The sequence below is a fragment of the Ruegeria sp. CDSB022 genome, from assembly GCF_059611145.1.
The window spans coordinates 33,276-48,666 of the sequence record NZ_JBXWOZ010000022.1 but is presented as its reverse complement, the minus strand read 5'-3'; the positions used below and the strand labels follow the sequence as shown (position 1 = coordinate 48,666).

At 56.8% G+C, this 15,391-nt stretch carries 14 protein-coding genes and 1 tRNA gene; 8 read left to right on the top strand and 7 right to left on the bottom strand.

The window, feature by feature from the left end; all coding sequences use genetic code 11:
* A partial coding sequence (locus AC2FIZ_RS19780; RefSeq protein WP_496791520.1) for a hypothetical protein occupies positions 1–366 on the bottom strand: 366 nt, incomplete at its 3' end.
* 173 nt (positions 367–539) lie between these two features.
* Between AC2FIZ_RS19780 and AC2FIZ_RS19775 the strand changes: the two genes are divergently transcribed.
* Positions 540–845 (top strand): hypothetical protein, encoded by a 306-nt coding sequence (locus AC2FIZ_RS19775; RefSeq protein WP_496791519.1) that lies wholly within the window; start codon positions 540–542, stop codon positions 843–845.
* Between the two features lie 187 nt (positions 846–1,032).
* On the opposite strand, the gene AC2FIZ_RS19770 is transcribed toward AC2FIZ_RS19775, so the two are convergent.
* A tRNA-Gln gene (locus AC2FIZ_RS19770) sits at positions 1,033–1,107 on the bottom strand.
* A gap of 438 nt (positions 1,108–1,545) precedes the next feature.
* Positions 1,546–2,067 (bottom strand): SH3 domain-containing protein, encoded by a 522-nt coding sequence (locus tag AC2FIZ_RS19765; RefSeq protein ID WP_142638974.1) that lies wholly within the window; start codon positions 2,065–2,067, stop codon positions 1,546–1,548.
* Between the two features lie 137 nt (positions 2,068–2,204).
* Here AC2FIZ_RS19765 and AC2FIZ_RS19760 point away from each other — a divergent pair, with 137 nt between their 5' ends.
* The 5 genes from AC2FIZ_RS19760 (at position 2,205) to AC2FIZ_RS19740 (ending at position 10,568) form a co-directional block, all read left to right on the top strand.
* Positions 2,205–3,191 carry a 2-hydroxyacid dehydrogenase gene (locus tag AC2FIZ_RS19760; RefSeq protein WP_281973630.1) on the top strand — a complete coding sequence of 329 codons (987 nt, stop codon included), beginning with the start codon at positions 2,205–2,207 and terminating at the stop codon, positions 3,189–3,191.
* Positions 3,192–3,242: 51 nt separating this feature from the next.
* Positions 3,243–5,036 (top strand): gamma-glutamyltransferase, encoded by a 1,794-nt coding sequence (ggt, locus tag AC2FIZ_RS19755; RefSeq protein WP_281973631.1) that lies wholly within the window; start codon positions 3,243–3,245, stop codon positions 5,034–5,036.
* A gap of 26 nt (positions 5,037–5,062) precedes the next feature.
* On the top strand, positions 5,063–6,475 hold the full coding sequence (locus AC2FIZ_RS19750) for an FAD-binding oxidoreductase (RefSeq protein ID WP_281973632.1): 1,413 nt from the start codon (positions 5,063–5,065) through the stop codon (positions 6,473–6,475).
* Positions 6,476–6,572: 97 nt separating this feature from the next.
* Positions 6,573–7,919: a hypothetical protein gene (locus AC2FIZ_RS19745; RefSeq protein ID WP_496791518.1), complete on the top strand. Its 1,347-nt coding sequence runs from the start codon at positions 6,573–6,575 to the stop codon at positions 7,917–7,919.
* Between the two features lie 141 nt (positions 7,920–8,060).
* The gene (locus AC2FIZ_RS19740) at positions 8,061–10,568 is read left to right on the top strand and encodes a GcvT family protein (protein WP_496791517.1); all 2,508 of its coding nucleotides are present in this window, start codon (positions 8,061–8,063) and stop codon (positions 10,566–10,568) included.
* Between the two features lie 65 nt (positions 10,569–10,633).
* Here the strand turns inward: AC2FIZ_RS19740 and AC2FIZ_RS19735 are convergent, their stop codons facing one another.
* The 3 genes from AC2FIZ_RS19735 to AC2FIZ_RS19725 form a co-directional block, all read right to left on the bottom strand.
* Positions 10,634–10,969: a carboxymuconolactone decarboxylase family protein gene (locus AC2FIZ_RS19735; RefSeq protein WP_142638962.1), complete on the bottom strand. Its 336-nt coding sequence runs from the start codon at positions 10,967–10,969 to the stop codon at positions 10,634–10,636.
* A 68-nt stretch (positions 10,970–11,037) separates the two neighbouring features.
* Positions 11,038–11,691: a DUF938 domain-containing protein gene (locus AC2FIZ_RS19730; RefSeq protein WP_281973635.1), complete on the bottom strand. Its 654-nt coding sequence runs from the start codon at positions 11,689–11,691 to the stop codon at positions 11,038–11,040.
* Positions 11,688–12,755, bottom strand: a complete 1,068-nt coding sequence (locus AC2FIZ_RS19725; RefSeq protein WP_496690542.1) for an NAD(P)/FAD-dependent oxidoreductase — start codon at positions 12,753–12,755, stop codon at positions 11,688–11,690. Before AC2FIZ_RS19725 ends, AC2FIZ_RS19730 begins: the two co-directional genes overlap by 4 nt.
* A 145-nt stretch (positions 12,756–12,900) precedes the next feature.
* On the opposite strand from AC2FIZ_RS19725, the gene AC2FIZ_RS19720 reads away from it, so the two are divergent.
* Entirely contained in the window at positions 12,901–13,305 is a 405-nt protein-coding gene (locus AC2FIZ_RS19720) for a hypothetical protein (RefSeq protein ID WP_142638956.1), read from the top strand.
* Between the two features lie 3 nt (positions 13,306–13,308).
* Positions 13,309–14,541, top strand: coding sequence for an HlyD family secretion protein (locus AC2FIZ_RS19715; RefSeq protein ID WP_496791515.1), 1,233 nt, complete (start codon positions 13,309–13,311; stop codon positions 14,539–14,541).
* A gap of 15 nt (positions 14,542–14,556) precedes the next feature.
* Here AC2FIZ_RS19715 and AC2FIZ_RS19710 read toward each other — a convergent pair whose 3' ends face one another.
* Positions 14,557–15,315 carry a nuclear transport factor 2 family protein gene (locus AC2FIZ_RS19710; RefSeq protein WP_271952556.1) on the bottom strand — a complete coding sequence of 253 codons (759 nt, stop codon included), beginning with the start codon at positions 15,313–15,315 and terminating at the stop codon, positions 14,557–14,559.
* Positions 15,316–15,391: the final 76 nt, after the last annotated feature.

Below are 15,391 nucleotides of genomic sequence, written 5' to 3'. Positions count from 1 at the left end.
GCCTGGAGTAAACTCCATCGTGGGGTAGTTGCTCCGCATCCTACCCAAGCAGATACGTTTGGCCTCCGCCTGCGACAAAGGATGCGAGGGGCGCGCAACCATAAAAAACTGATTTCTATGGCGGACGACCCATTTGCTTATCTCACGGGCAAGGAAGGTAACGTCCTTATCGTCAATGCCGATTGCTTCCTTGCCAGATCCAGATTGAGCCGGTGGGTCCTGCTTATCAACAGCAGAGACGTTTGAGGTCTGCTGTTCTACGCTGCCTTCGACTTCTGCCGTCTTGCTAGCGTTCCGGCGAGCTATTGATATGCGAAGTGGCTGAGTTGGAGTTTCAGGGAAAATTTCACTGGATTGTTTGTTCAATTATCTTCCTTTCAGAACATAAAAAAACCGCCTGCGAAGGCGGTCTTGGGCTACGTTGATGTATGTGGTTTTCTGGGGGTGGTAGTCTGCTCATTACGCAGACCAATAAGAAACAAGACAATGCTTCTTAATGGAGGGATACAGTTAAACGCCCGAGATCTACGTCCCTCATCGTGGCGTTACCGGCGTGGTTACAATCAACCTATACCACCTTTGACCAATCGAACCACGCAACTGACGAAACTCAATCACGTATTCAACCAGTCTCACGGCGGGTCGCGAGCACCAGTTCGTGGGTCAAAAAACAAATAGGTTCTGATTCGAGTCAACACCCCGCCACCCGCGATCAGGTGATCCGGCACCGCTGCCATAACCGTCGCTGCGTGAACCCGCGCCATCTGACCATCGGTGACCGCCGTGATAACCTTGAGGATGAGTGTGACCGGCAGGCGAACGGGGTCGATTGGGGTATGCTATAGACCTGTGGCTATGCAGAAACCTCGACTTCGGAACAGCTAACCCGTTCCTCCCGCAACGTGGGAGGGGCACCCCCGCAGAACCCGCTATGATTGTTAACGGGTGGTTCGGGTGGCTGGGGCATAAACGGAGGCATTTCTCGGAGGGTTTAGCCCCAAGAGCCTGTTGTCGTTCTATGATCTGATGAACTGGCTGGGGTGGTAGGATTCGAACCTACGATACACAGTACCAAAAACTGCTGCCTTACCACTTGGCTACACCCCAACGGTGAGGCGCTATCTACGATTGTTGTTGGTAGGGTTCAAGAGCTTTCAGGCAAAAAAATTAGGCCAGTTATAAAAAAAATTCAGAGCATCTTTCACGGGTCATGTTAGCAGCACCTCTTCCTGCCCGAAGGTGTTGAACATGGTTTGACGGCAACGGCTGTGAATTGGCTCTTCCGCCAAAGAAGCATGACTCTGCGGACAGATGTTGAACGGCTGGGCCGGGCGAGGATTCGTCTGGCAGGCGGACAGGAAGCAGGTTTTCGATTGGTTTAACGAGGGCGAGTGGCAGTCGCGAATGTGGTCTTTCTGGCGCTGCACCCCTTTGTTGCGCCTCCTGCTTACGTAGGGCCGCCCAATGCCGAAGCAGATAACAAGAATAAGCAAGTTCGAGAGTGGCGGATCGGGAACTTCATTGCCGGTTGCTCTGAGATCAGCGCTACTCGCGAATCTCTGAGGGATCGACGCCCCAAAGGTTGGATTTCAGGGCCCAGCCACGATAACCACCTGCAGAGATGCGACACCACTCGATCGTGCAGGTTCCAAGCCGCGCGACAACGCCGGTTTCAAACCGCGCACTGACCTGCGAGTTTGGGTCCGGGTTGGAATAGACCGGCAGCAAGTCGGATTCGATCAGTACTGTGCGCACGCCAGACAACAAGGCGTAATGGACCCAACCCCCTGCGCCATCGCGGTCCTGAACCTTTCTCCAGTTGCCATATTCCGCCGTCACCTGCAAAGGCATCCCGCGCCGTTTGAACACCCAGTCGATTCGATGCGACAGGGATGGTCCTCTGCGCACGTTTCCCTCGGCCGCTTTCATGGAAACATACCGTGGCAAAGGCAGATTCGTGACCTGGCCGCGCTTATCCTGTGCGCTGGCCACAAAGGGACCAAGCACAAGCAAAATTACTGAAAAAAGCGCCAGAATCCGGCGATTTACTGGTAGGAGAACACTCACTGACAGTCTGCTCTTATGCCTGTTAATTTTGCTTCGAAAAAAGGTTGGATCAATGCCCAGGGGTTCTTGTGCCCCGCCTTATCCTGCGCCACGATGCCATGACGCGCGAAAGTTTGCAAAGCAGTGGGAGTACACAGGTGCCTAGAGAACGTCTGAGTGTTGTCGTTACGCGACGGTTGCCCGAGGCTGTTGAAACCCGATTGAGCGAGCTGTTCGATGTCCGGTTGCGTGCGGACGACGCACCCATGACCCGAGAAGAGCTTGTAGCGGCCGTACAAGAAGCGGATGTACTTGTACCAACGGTTACAGACTCGATTGATGGCGGATTGCTGGGGCGGGCGGGTGAAAGGCTGCGACTGATCGCCAACTATGGGGCAGGGGTTGACAATATCGATGTCGCAACCGCCCGTCAGCGCGGCATCCTTGTGTCGAATACGCCCGGTGTGCTGACCGACGATACTGCGGATATGACTATGGCGCTGATATTGGCCGTGACCCGCCGCATCCCCGAGGGGCTGTCCGTCATGCAAAAAGGGGACTGGCAAGGATGGTCACCCAACGCGTTGCTGGGTGGGCGGATCGGTGGGCGGCGTCTTGGCATTTTGGGGATGGGCCGGATTGGTCAGGCGGTTGCCCGTCGTGCCAGTGCCTTCGGAATGCAGATACATTACCACAACCGTCGTAGGTTGAGACCGGAGACAGAGCAAGAGCTTGAGGCGACCTATTGGGAAAGCCTTGATCAGATGGTCGCACGGATGGATGTGATCTCGGTCAACTGCCCGTCTACGCCTTCGACTTTCCACCTGATGAATGCCCGGCGGCTAAAGCTGATGAAGCCGAGTGCAGTGCTAGTCAATACGTCACGTGGCGAAGTAGTCGATGAAAACGCGCTAACCCGCCAAATCCGGTCAGGCGATATCGCAGGTGCAGGTCTTGACGTTTATGAACACGGAACGAAGGTGAACCCTCGCCTACGGCAGTTGCCGAACGTGGTTCTGTTGCCGCATATGGGATCTGCCACGCTTGAGGGGCGGATCGAAATGGGTGAAAAAGTTATCATAAATATCAAGACATTCGAAGACGGCCACCGACCACCGGACCAGGTTGTTCCGTCCATGTTATAGTACGCGGCTTGGTGGCCGGACGATACAAAGTCAATTTTTCAGGAGGATACTATGAAACGAAGTCTGATTTCGGGATTGCTTTTGGCAACCATGACCTTTGCCGGGCCGTTGGCCTCTCAGGAAGCTGCGGATGCAGTTGCACCCGAGGGTGGTACTGACGGGCAGGTTCAAGGCCTGACCGCAGAAGTCATAGCCTCACTCGAAGCGAAATTGGCCGGTGAACCCGTGACGTCGCAGAACTGGATGGTGGCCGCGGCCAACCCTCTGGCGGTTGAGGCTGGGGCCAAGGTGCTGCGGGCAGGCGGTTCGGCGGCTGATGCGATGGTTGCCGTGCAGGTTGTACTTGGTTTGGTCGAGCCGCAATCCTCGGGCCTTGGTGGTGGTGCATTTCTGGTCTGGTATGATGCGGCCTCTGGCAAGCTGACAACACTGGACGGACGTGAATCCGCCCCGCTTGAGGCCACCCATCGTCTGTTTCAGGACGAGAATGGCGAACCGCTGAAATTCTTTGATGCGGTTGTCGGGGGACTTTCTGTCGGCACACCCGGCACCCCGGCTTTGTTGGAAGAGGCGCATCGCCGCTGGGGCCGCAGTCCGTGGCCCGGCCTGTTTTCTGACGGCATTAATTTGGCTGATGAGGGTTTTTTGGTTTCCCCTCGATTGGCCAGCCTTGTTGAGAATGACGCGGAACGCCTGTCGCGATTTCCCGAGACAGCCGCGTATTTCCTGCCGGAAGGACAGCCGCTTGCACAGGGGCAGCGGTTGACGAACCCGGCCTATGCGGAAACGCTGCGCATCATGGCTGCGGAAGGATCAGCTGGATTCTACGGAGGAGAGATTGCCGCCGGGATCGTCAGCACGGTTCGCAACGCGCCTGGGAATCCGGGCGTGCTGTCTGGTACAGATCTGGCGCTTTATCAGGTCATCGAACGTGACCCCGTCTGTGCCACCTACCGCGTTTATGAAGTCTGCGGAATGGGCCCGCCATCCTCAGGGGCGCTGACGGTTGGGCAGATTCTGGGCATGTTGAACGGCTATGATCTGGCAGCGTCAGGCCCCGAAGATATCAGATCCTGGCGGCTGATTGGGGATGCTTCGCGTTTGGCTTTTGCCGACCGTGGGCGCTATATGGCTGACCATGATTTTGTCCCGATGCCGACACAGGGGCTGGTCGATCCTGCCTATTTGTCCGAACGGGGCGCGTTGCTGAGCGGTGAGGCCGCATTGATCGACGCCGTTCCGGGGAATCCCGAATTTGACCATGCCTCGAACTGGGCGGATGATATCTCGCTGGAACTTCCGTCGACCTCGCATATTTCGATCGTGGACCAGTATGGCAATGTGCTGTCCATGACCACGACGATCGAAAACGGCTTTGGATCGCGGCTGATGACCAACGGGTTCCTGTTGAACAATGAGCTGACGGATTTCTCGTTCAAAACCCACAGTGATGGCGTTCCGATTGCCAACCGTCTGGAACCGGGCAAACGCCCGCGCTCATCCATGAGCCCGACCATTGTGATGCAGGACGGTGCACCGGTTCTGGCCATCGGATCGCCGGGCGGAAGCCGGATTATCGGCTATGTTGCCAAGTCGATCATCGCCTGGGCAGATTGGGATATGGATGTGCAACAGGCCTTGGCACTGCCGCATCTGGTCAATCGTTTCGGCACGTTCGACGTGGAACAGGGCACCGGGGCCGAAGGGCTTTCGGATGCGCTGACCGAACTTGGCTATGAGGTCAACGCGCGTGATCTGACATCAGGTCTTCATGCCATCGAGATCGGGGACATGTTGACAGGCGGTGCCGATCCGCGACGTGAGGGCATTGCGCTGGGCGAATAGTCTAGCGCCAGTCAGAAAGGGAAAGCATGGTGCAAGCAAAGTCGCTTCGGCGAAACGAGGCGGGGATTGAAACGGTCGTCGGCATTCTGAAACAGCAATTCGGCGACCGTTTGCAAACGGGTCAGGCAATCCGCGAGCAGCACGGGCATACGACCACATGGATCGAAAACCAGCCCCCTGATGCAGTGGTGTTTCCGCATTCGACCCAGGAAGTCTCGGAAATCGTCAAGGCCTGCGCCACGCATAAGGTCCCTGTGATTGCCTTTGGCACCGGAACCTCGCTGGAAGGGCATGTGAACGCGCCAGCCGGTGGCATTTCGGTTGATCTGTCTCAGATGAACAAGGTACTGGCCGTTCATTCCGGTGATTTGGATTGTGTCGTGCAACCAGGTGTAACGCGAGAAGAGCTGAACACTCATCTGCGTGATCAGGGTCTGTTCTTTCCGATTGATCCCGGTGCGAACGCCTCGCTGGGCGGTATGGCGGCGACCCGTGCCTCGGGAACCAATGCGGTGCGCTATGGTACGATGAAGGACAATATCCTTAGCCTTGAGGCCGTGATGCCGGACGGGCAAATCATCCGGACCGGGCAGCGGGCCAGAAAGTCGTCGGCCGGGTATGACTTGACCCGCCTGATGGTAGGCGCAGAGGGCACGCTGGGCATCATCACAGAACTCACTCTGCGTCTGCAAGGCATCCCCGAAGCGATCACCTCGGCGCGTTGTGTTTTTCCTTCTGTCGACGCGGCATGTCAGGCTGTAATGATGACGATCCAGTACGGCGTTCCCGTGGCCCGGATCGAGTTGTTGGACGAGGTGTCGGTGAAGGCCGCAAACGCCTATTCGGGACTGGCCTTACCGGAAACCTCGCTTTTGCTATTGGAGTTTCATGGATCGACTGGTGGTGCGGTCGAGCAGGCTGAGACATTTGGTCAGATCGCCGAAGAGTTCGGCGGCACAGATTTCGCGGCCACTTCGACAACCGAAGAACGCAACAAACTCTGGCAGGCACGCCATGATATGTATTGGGCCAGCTTGCAGTTGCGCCCCGGTGCGCGGGGCATATCAACCGATGTTTGCGTACCGATCTCGCGACTGGCAGAATGCGTGACTGCGACCCGGAACAAGGCCAAGGAACTTGAGCTTTTGGCGCCGATTGTCGGGCATGTGGGGGACGGTAATTTTCACACCTTGCTGTTGATCGATATGGAAAACGCCGACGAAGTGGCCAAGGCGGACGGGTTTGTTGGGTGGTTGAATGACCTTGCGATCGAGATGGAGGGAACCTGTACCGGGGAACATGGGATCGGGCAAGGAAAGCGGTCATACCTGGCCAAGGAGCTAGGGGCAGCGCTGACCTTTATGGAGGCGGTGAAAAAGGCGCTTGATCCCGACAATATCATGAACCCGGGAAAAATATTTCCGGCTAGGGACGGGTAAAAACCGCGCGGATTATTCCGTATCTAGGCCACAAGGATGCCTCAATTTTCAAAGATTCTGCGCGAAATAAGCAGTGAATGAATATTGAGGTAATTTGATGGACGCGTTGCGGCTGATCGGGTTTGCGCTGATTGTTGGATTGGTTGTCGTCGGGCTGGATTACTACCAGCAGGATAAGAAACACCAAGGTACGCTGTCGGCAAACGGCTATGTGGAAACGCTCAAAACGCGGTTCGCCCTTTATCATGAAGAACTGGATGCCGAAGCGGCAGAACGCGACCGCCAGAAGCGTTGGCGCGCAGGGGGCAAGCCCTATATGCCGGTCCCGGATTCAGAGCTTTCGCGTCGGGCAATAATGGACAGTGACTTCACGCTCGATGCGCGTGAAGGGGGGGGCTTGAAATCAGTCAGTGAGGCCGCGCGCCCGCTTGCCAGTAAGGTGGCGGTTCAAAAAGCTGAAATACAGGCCAAAAAACTGGATAAGGTAAGCTGGGTTTATGAAAAGGCTGGTCACACTTACTGGATTGAGATCAAACTGCGGCAGGAGGCTTCCGCGGATTCACTTGCGGGCAATATCGCAAGATCGATCGACTCGATGGATTTCGGCGCCAGCAATTATGCTCCGTTCGGTGTGATCGGGGGCGTTGCCTATTTTCAGTTTGTCGAAGCTGAGTACAGCCCGATCCATCTCGATGTCCGTAAAGTCTGGTCGATGATCACTGCCAAAGTGACGGATCTGACACAGCCGGTTGGGTTCCAGATCTATACGGGCACCCTGGGTCTGGGTGAGGAAATACGTGTTGAGATGTACACGGATGCCCCTGAGCAGGATGTGCGCATATTCCTCAGCCAGCTTGACTATGATGGGATGAACGCGTTGCTTAGCCGGCCGGTGCCTGGTGTAGGAAACGAGGCGGTTACCGACCCGGATGGCGGCATAGAGCGCGCCTTGCAAATGGCCGAAGTCCGGGCCGAGTTCACCCGGCTGCGCAGCGAGATTGCTCAGTTGCGGATCGAAAACATCAACGGGTTGGCCTTGCTTGCCAATACAATGGCGGCACAACACGGGTTGCCATCTGATGCTTTCGATCTGACCGCAAACAATATCCAATCCCCGGATGATTTGATCCAGATCGGGTATCGCAAAGGGTTGGCTGGCCTGGAAATTGAAAAGGCAGATGCGGATGGTTCTGGCGGCAGTGTTTTTGGGCGACTTTTCGGGAAACTAACGGGTGGGTCGGAAGAAAAAGAGGTCGAACCGAAAAGCTCGGGCGGTTTGTTCGGCGGTTTGAAGTCGTTTTTTAAAGGTTCAGAAACTGCCGATGCTTCTGGGAAACGTGTGAACGAAGCATCCGAGATTCGTGTGAACAAGGGTGGAGCAGGGTCTTCGGGCAAATGCGCCTTCAAAGATGCGCGCAAGACCTGCTCGCTGTCTGGCGGCTGAGAAAGTTCAAAACTTTTAGGAAAAACGACCCCCAGATGTCTGAGGGTCGTTTTTTTTATATCACTGGTCGGATGAATGTCGCGCGGTGGGCGCTGATTGCGCCATATGGTGGCAACAGATTCCAAGGGGAGACACCCGGCTATGAAAACCCAAGTCAAAGCACTGGTCGTTGGCGGCGGCGCCGTCGGCACTTCGATTGCCTATCATCTGGCCAAGGCAGGCTGGGACGATGTCATGCTGATCGAGCGGGACGAACTGACATCAGGCTCGACCTGGCATGCGGCGGGTTTGCTGCCGCTGTTCAACATGTCCTATGCGACGACGCATATCCACAAATACTCGGTCGATTTCTACAAGCAGCTTGAGGATGAGACCGGCCTGAACGCGGGTTTCGCCGTGGTTGGCAACCTGCGCATGGCGCAGACCCAGGAGCGCATGGACGAATACATGCTGTACGCGTCCACCGCCGAAACCTGTGACGTTGCCTATGAATGGCTGACTCCGGACCAGATTAAGGAACGCTGGCCGCTGATCGAGACCTCGGACCTGAAGGGCGCGATCTATCACACCGAGGACGGCTATATTAACCCAGCAGACGTGACACAGGCGATGGCCAAGGGTGCGCGTCAACGCGGTGTTGAGATCGTTCGCAAGCTGCAGGCCGATGCCTTCCATTGGAATGGCACTCATTGGGAAGTCACCTGCACCAAAATGGTCGAGAAGGGCGGTAACCTCATTCCGTCGGATGAGCAGGTGGTTATCACCGCCGAGCATGTCGTGACCGCATCGGGCAACCACGCACAGCGGACCGCGAAAATGCTGGGCATCAAGATGCCCGCGATCCCGGTCGAACACACCTTCATCGTCATGGACAAAGACCCTGAGCTGGTCAAATGGCGTGAAGCGGGCAACCCCGAACACCCTGTTGTCCGCGATGCCGACAACGAATCCTACGCACGCGAGGAACGCGGCGGCTGGATTTTGGGGATCTATGAACATGGTGCGCCGGCGCAGTTCGAACACGGCGTGCCGGACAGCTTCCGTGCTGATCTGTTCCCGCTCGATCTCGACCGGATTGCAGATCAGTATATGGCAATGGCCGAGCGCGTGCCGTCCTGTGCCGAATCCGGCCTGAAAGACGATTTCAACGGCCCGATCTGCTACACGCCCGACGGCAACCCGCTGGTTGGTCCGGCTCCGGGTCTGCGCAACATGTGGCTGGCCGAGGGGTTCTCGTTCGGTATCACCGCCGCAGGCGGCACCGGTTACTATCTGGCCCAGATGATGGTCGATGGAGAAGCCGAGATCGACATGGCCTCGCTGGATCCCAAACGCTATAGCAGCAACTGGATGACCACCGAGTTCGCGGCGCGCAAGAACGAAGAGTGCTATGAGCACGTCTATATCCTGCACCACCCCGATGAAGAACGTGCTGCCTGCCGCCCGCTGCGGACTGTTCCGGCCTATGACCGTCAGAAAGCGCGTGGCGCACAGTTTGGCTGGGTTAACGGCTGGGAGCGCCCGAACTACTTCGGTCCGCTGGATGCACCCGAAAACTTCGACCATGATGCCCGCTCGTTCCGCCGCGGTGGCTGGTGGCAGCATGCCGTTGACGAAGCAAAGGCGATCCGCGAAGGCGTTGGCCTGATCGACGCATCGGCCTTCACCAAACATGTCGTCAAAGGCCCTGGTGCGACCCAGTTCCTGGATTGGTTCACCTGTAACAAGCTGCCCAAGGTCGGTCGTATCAACCTGACCTACGCGCTGACCTCGCACGGTACCACCCGCACCGAATACACCATCGTCCGTAACGGCGAGAACAACTACTACATCGTCTCTGCCGGTGCCTGGACTGAGTACGACGCCGATTACCTGCGCAAGGCGGCCGAGGACAAGATGGAGGAGTTCGGTTACATCGAGATCCAGGATGTGACCACTCAGTGGGGCGTTTTTGCCATCGCCGGACCCAAATCGCGGGACGTTCTGAAAGAGGTCATCAAAGACGCCGATCCGGAAACCGCACTGTCCAACAAGCGCTTCCCATGGTTGTCGGCCCGTCAGATCGAACTGGGCATGTGCCCGGTCAACGCGATCCGTGTGGCCTATACCGGTGAGCTGGGTTGGGAACTGCACCACCCGATTGAAATGCAGAACTACCTGTTCGACCTGCTGGAAAATGCGGGTAAGAAGCATGGCATGAAGCTGGTCGGCGCACGCGCCCAGAACTGGCTGCGTCAGGAGAAATCCTATCGCGCCTTCGGCACCGAACTGGGCCGCGACGCGACTCCGCTGGAAGCCGACCTGCCGCGCTTTGTTGACCTGTCCAAGGACTTCTATGGCAAGGCCAAGCTGGAAGAGACTGGCGTGCGCGTGAAATGCTGCACCCTGCTGATCGACGGACCGGAGGATGCCGATCCGTGGGGCCGTGAAGTGTTGTATACGCCGGAAGGTGAACGCGTCGGTCGTCTGACTTCGGGTGGCTATTCAGTAGCCTTCGAGAAATCCATCGGCATGGGCTATGTGAAGCCCGATCTGGCGGTGGAAGGCACCAAGCTGAAGGTCAAGCTTCAGGACAAATTGTGGGATGCGGTCGTCACCTGCGACAGCCCCTATGATCCGAAAAACGAAACCATCCGCAAGGACGGCTGATCTGGATAAGAACGGCGGCACCTTTTTGGTGCCGCCTTCAAAAGCCCGCAGCACGCGGGCTTTTTTCATGCACTCAGCTCGTCGAAACAGTCCAGCGCCTTAGAGGCGTACATCATCGACGGCCCGCCTCCCATCTGAACCGCCATGGACAGAACGTCCGAAACCTCGTCACGTGACGCGCCGGCTTTGATCAAAGCTTCGGTGTGCAGCATGATACAGGGTTCGCATCGGTCCGCTATGGATATGCCAAGAGCGATGAATTCTTTGGTCTTGTAGTCTAGCGTTCCGCCTTGCTTGACCGCCGCGCCAAGCGCACCGAAGGCGCGGGCGGTATCAGGGATTGCGCCGTTCAAATTGCGAAGACCTTTTCGCGTGTCGTTGATCTTTTCCTGCCAGGGCATGCTACATTCCATTTAACATCGTGTGTTTGGAATATGTTTAGTTGGCTTCGGTCGGGCTTTGATCTGGATCAGGTGTTAGGTTTTTCCACGATGAAGGCCAGGTTATTTGCAGGCATCTCCGCGACTTCCAGGATTTTCAGGTCGTGATTGGCCAAAAGCTCAGAAACGTCTCCGTCGTTTTTATATCCGATTTCAGCATCCTGCTGGACCAGAGCCGTATGAAATCGTTGATCCCCCACGCTGGTCAGGCGATTGTTGCGCATGAAAGGACCATAAAGGATCAACCGGCCATTCGCGTTCAGTGCTTGCGCTGCCTCACCGACAAGCGTTTCCACTTCGGCCCAGCTGATCAGGTGCAAGAGATTGATCAGAACGATCAGATCCCTGCCGCCAAACGGCTGATGCCAACCCTCGATGGTTGCATCCAGAACTTCTGCTTTAGACACATTCGGCAGGCCCGCGGTGTAGGCATTGATGCTGGCCCGCCGTTCGGATTCAACCTCACTGGGTTGCCAATGCATGCCGGGGCGGCACTCGGCAAAGGCTGCGATGTGCTGACCGGTGCCACTTGCCAGTTCTAGCGCTTGTCCGGTCAAAGGGGCGAACTGGTCCAGAAGATCACACAAAGCCCCGACGTTACGGCTGGCTGCCGGAGCGACCAACTGACCGTTCTCTCCTACAGTCGCGACGCTGGCGTTGGAGGGTAACGGGCGCTTGTTCATCTGTGCAACCTGTCTGGTCTCAGAGAGGCGATGGTCGCCGTGTCCAGACTTGATTGGTTGCCGACTGTCAGATCCGCTACCAGTTGGGATGCAGCAGGGGCCGTCTGAAACCCGTAACCACCCTGACCGGCAGACCAGATAAACGTAGGATCGGTCGGATCGGGCCCCAAAACCAGGCTGCCATCCGGTGCGAAACTGCGCAAGCCCGCCCAGTTGGTTTCGACCCGTGTCACAGGCTCGGTGACCATTGCCTCGTACCGGGCCAAGCCCTCGGCCAGAACCATGTCATCGGCAAACGCATCATGGGCGGCGGTCGGATCGGCATCGGCAGGTGAGACCAGCAATTTGCCCGCGTCGGGTTTAGCATACCAGCATTCGCCCGCACCCAACATCATGGGCCAGGCGCGCAAGTCATGCCCGCCGGGGGCCGGGATACGGGCCATTGAGCGGCGGCGCGGCTGGATACCAATCGGCGCGATACCGGCCATCGCCGCGATTTCGTCAACCCAGGCGCCGGCTGCATTGACGATGTGTCGTGCCTCAAAGCTCTCGGTGGCCTCGACGATCCAGTGCCTATGTTTGCGAATTGCCGTGACGCTTTGCCGGGTCAGAACGGATCCACCATTCCCACGGATCGTCCGGGCGAAATCCTGCATCATGCGGTCGGTATCTATATCTTGTTCACTGTCGCTGTGCGCCGCGAACCCGACGGTTTCGGGGTTCAGGATCGGGATAAGGGATTGTGCCGCGTCAAAGGAAATCTGTCGGCCGCCAAGTTGATCGGCATCCCGGTGAAACACATCGTGTTGGTCTTTCCCGCCGATCAGAACCCAGCCGCGTGGCGACAGATAGTCATTCGTCTCAAAATGCGCTGCGCTGGCAAGGTTGAGGGCAATAACAGCAGGCGGACCATAGGCGGGTGCAAACATAGCCGCGGACCGGCCTGATGCGTGATAGCCCAGCGCCTCTTCGCCTTCGAGCACGGTGACCTGGCCGCGCTCTGACAACCGCGCGCCCGCGCTAAGCCCGGCAATACCGCCGCCGATAATCAGGAAATCTATCATGTCGCCCCTTTGCTGGCCGCAGTCGTGATTTTCTGACGTCGAATGCGCCCTGCACGACCGTAGAATTCTAATTGAGACTTTAAGCAGGGTTGAATTTGCGCATCAACCCATCCAAAGAAGTGGAAAGCATTTAGAGGAGGGCAGGGTGAGCACAGCAGATTTACACCCATTGGCCACGGGGCACATTCCGTCTTACGTGACCCAGGCGGATGGCAGCGATTTTCTTTTGACGGTCATGTTCATTTTCACGGTTGTGGTGATCATCCTGATCGGCGTTGGCTATTTCACCCTGCATTCGATCCCCGAAAAGCTCGCGCATGAATCCAACCACCCGCAGTTTCAGCTTGTGGGAATTCTTGCGCTGCTGGCTTTGTTCACTCATAACGGATTGTTCTGGATTGCAGCCATTCTGGTCGCCGGATTCCAGTTTCCCGACATAGGTGCGCCCTTGCGTGCCATTGCCGATGCGATCCGATCTTTAGCGCCGCAACCGCCTGCTGATCCCGATCCCGTTCCATCCCCCGAACCCGTCGCGCAGCAGGAGCAATAGGACATGCTTGAAACACTGATGTGCGCGCTGGTTACAGTGCTGCCTGATTATCTGTTCCGCCGCTTTGTGCAGGGAAAACGTATCGGGCACGAGATCACATTATTCACCATGTGGTACGAGCTGCGCTGGGGTCTGACAACCTGTGCCATTATGGCGCTGACCGTGATCACCACTCTGTTCTATTTTCACCCGGCCAGCAAAACTGCGGCCTCGTATTTCCGCACAGTAACGATCTTGCCGCAACTGGGTGGGCGAGTGTCCGAGGTCTATGTTTCCAACAATCAACAGGTTGTTGCTGGGCAGCCAATCTTCCGGATCGAGGACTTTACTCAAACTGCAATGGTTGAGGCAGCGCATGCGCAGATCGCGCAAGTTCAGGCATCACTGAAAGTTGCGGAGACCGATCTGGCCGAGGCCGCCGCCGGGATCGCGGGCGCAAAAGCGGCGCTGGATCAGGCGCTAGAGGACTTGCAACGCAATACGACCCTGCGGGACGAAGGGTCAAGCGCCGTCCGCCTGGCCGAGATTGACCGGCTGGAAAACCTTGTCGCTGAACGAGAGGCCAAGCTGGTTGCGGCTGAATCGCAACGCGCTGCCGTCGTACAGCAAATCGAAGAGCTGATCCCGGCCCAACTGGCCAGCGCCAATGCGAACCTGGATGCTGCTTTGACCGAGCTGGACAAGACTGTGATCAACGCGGGTGTGACGGGGAGGATCGAACAGTTCGGCCTTCAGGTTGGCGATTACGTCAGTCCTCTGCTGCGTCCAGCAGGTATTCTTGTGCCGTCAAACTCCGGGCATGACCGCTTTCAGGCTGCGTTCAATCAGATGTCGGCGCAGGTTATCAAGCCCGGCATGGTCGGAGAGCTGGGCTGCATGACCAAGCCGTTCACGGTTATTCCGGTTGTGGTGGTCGAAGTTCAGAATGTGATCCCATCGGGACAAATTCGCCCGTCAGACGAGCTGAGAGACGTGCAGTCCAACAAGGTGCCGGGCTCGATCCTGGTTTATTTTGAACCGCTTTATAAGGGCATGGCGGATGATATCCCGCCCGGCAGCAACTGTCTGGCGAATGTCTACACCGATAACCACGAGCGGCTGGAGCATGAAGATTTGGGCTTTTGGCACTCTGCTTTCCTGCATGTGGTCGACACGATCGGCGTGGTTCATGCGGCGGGTCTGCGCCTGCGTTTGATCCTGATGCCGGTGAACACGCTGGTTCTGACTGGGCATTAACGGCCCTTACTTAGATCAGAATTTGCCGTTGTCATTCTTCCACTCGCTACGGGGCGCTATGGTTTCCATAGTGCCCCACTGCTCGACGATCACTCCGTCTGCGACCCGAAACAGATCATAAAAGCTGGTATGTTTTCCGTGACTGGCACCTTCGCTCATGCACAGGACGAAATTCCCTTCTGCCAGCACACGATGGACGCGGTGATACTGAACGATCAACTCCGCGTCTGATCTAGCTTCAAGCACCATGCGATAGGCGTCGATGCCGTCAACACCATCGGGATCGTGTTGTATCAGGTTCGCATCAACAAACGCCTTCATCCGCTCGGTTTTCCGGTCTATCAGGACCGTTTGCGAGAAGTTGTCGACCAATTCCCGGTTCTGTTCGGTTCTGTCAATATCCGTGATTTCAGTTGGCCCATCAAGCATGCCGCGTCCCGAAGCGTTTGGGCCGCGCAGGGGCTGAATGTTATCCCAGTGCTCAACAGCTTTGCTGTCTTCAAACCGAAAGACCTCGAACGCGGCCTTAACTTCGGCAAAATCATATTCGTTATGGGCAAAAGCGAATTCGCCATCTTCAAAAACGCGAACAAATTTAACCTTGGGATTTGTTTTCGACAGGCGGGCAAACAACGTGGCCAGCCCCTCGCTGCCTTCATGGGTCTGGGGATTGTGCTGGATGTATTTTTCTTCGTTGACGACGGCTGCGGCCTCGGCATCCCCGGTTTCGATACCTTTCAACAGTTTCTGCAGCAATTCGCGTTTTGAATTCATCTGGTCCTCGTTGATCGGTAGAGCCGCGGATCAATGTGCTTGGCGCTGGTTTCGGGCTATCGAAGATCAAGAGTGG

Excerpts from the sequence above, each read along its gene's own strand:
- ggt (WP_281973631.1), top strand. The coding sequence starts at position 3,243 with ATGAAACGAAGTCTGATTTCGGGATTGCTTTTGGCAACCATGACCTTT.
- AC2FIZ_RS19750 (WP_281973632.1), top strand. The coding sequence starts at position 5,063 with ATGGTGCAAGCAAAGTCGCTTCGGCGAAACGAGGCGGGGATTGAAACG.
- AC2FIZ_RS19745 (WP_496791518.1), top strand. The coding sequence starts at position 6,573 with ATGGACGCGTTGCGGCTGATCGGGTTTGCGCTGATTGTTGGATTGGTT.
- AC2FIZ_RS19740 (WP_496791517.1), top strand. The coding sequence starts at position 8,061 with ATGAAAACCCAAGTCAAAGCACTGGTCGTTGGCGGCGGCGCCGTCGGC.
- AC2FIZ_RS19735 (WP_142638962.1), bottom strand. The coding sequence starts at position 10,969 with ATGCCCTGGCAGGAAAAGATCAACGACACGCGAAAAGGTCTTCGCAAT.
- AC2FIZ_RS19730 (WP_281973635.1), bottom strand. The coding sequence starts at position 11,691 with ATGAACAAGCGCCCGTTACCCTCCAACGCCAGCGTCGCGACTGTAGGA.
- AC2FIZ_RS19725 (WP_496690542.1), bottom strand. The coding sequence starts at position 12,755 with ATGATAGATTTCCTGATTATCGGCGGCGGTATTGCCGGGCTTAGCGCG.
- AC2FIZ_RS19715 (WP_496791515.1), top strand. The coding sequence starts at position 13,309 with ATGCTTGAAACACTGATGTGCGCGCTGGTTACAGTGCTGCCTGATTAT.
- AC2FIZ_RS19710 (WP_271952556.1), bottom strand. The coding sequence starts at position 15,315 with ATGAATTCAAAACGCGAATTGCTGCAGAAACTGTTGAAAGGTATCGAA.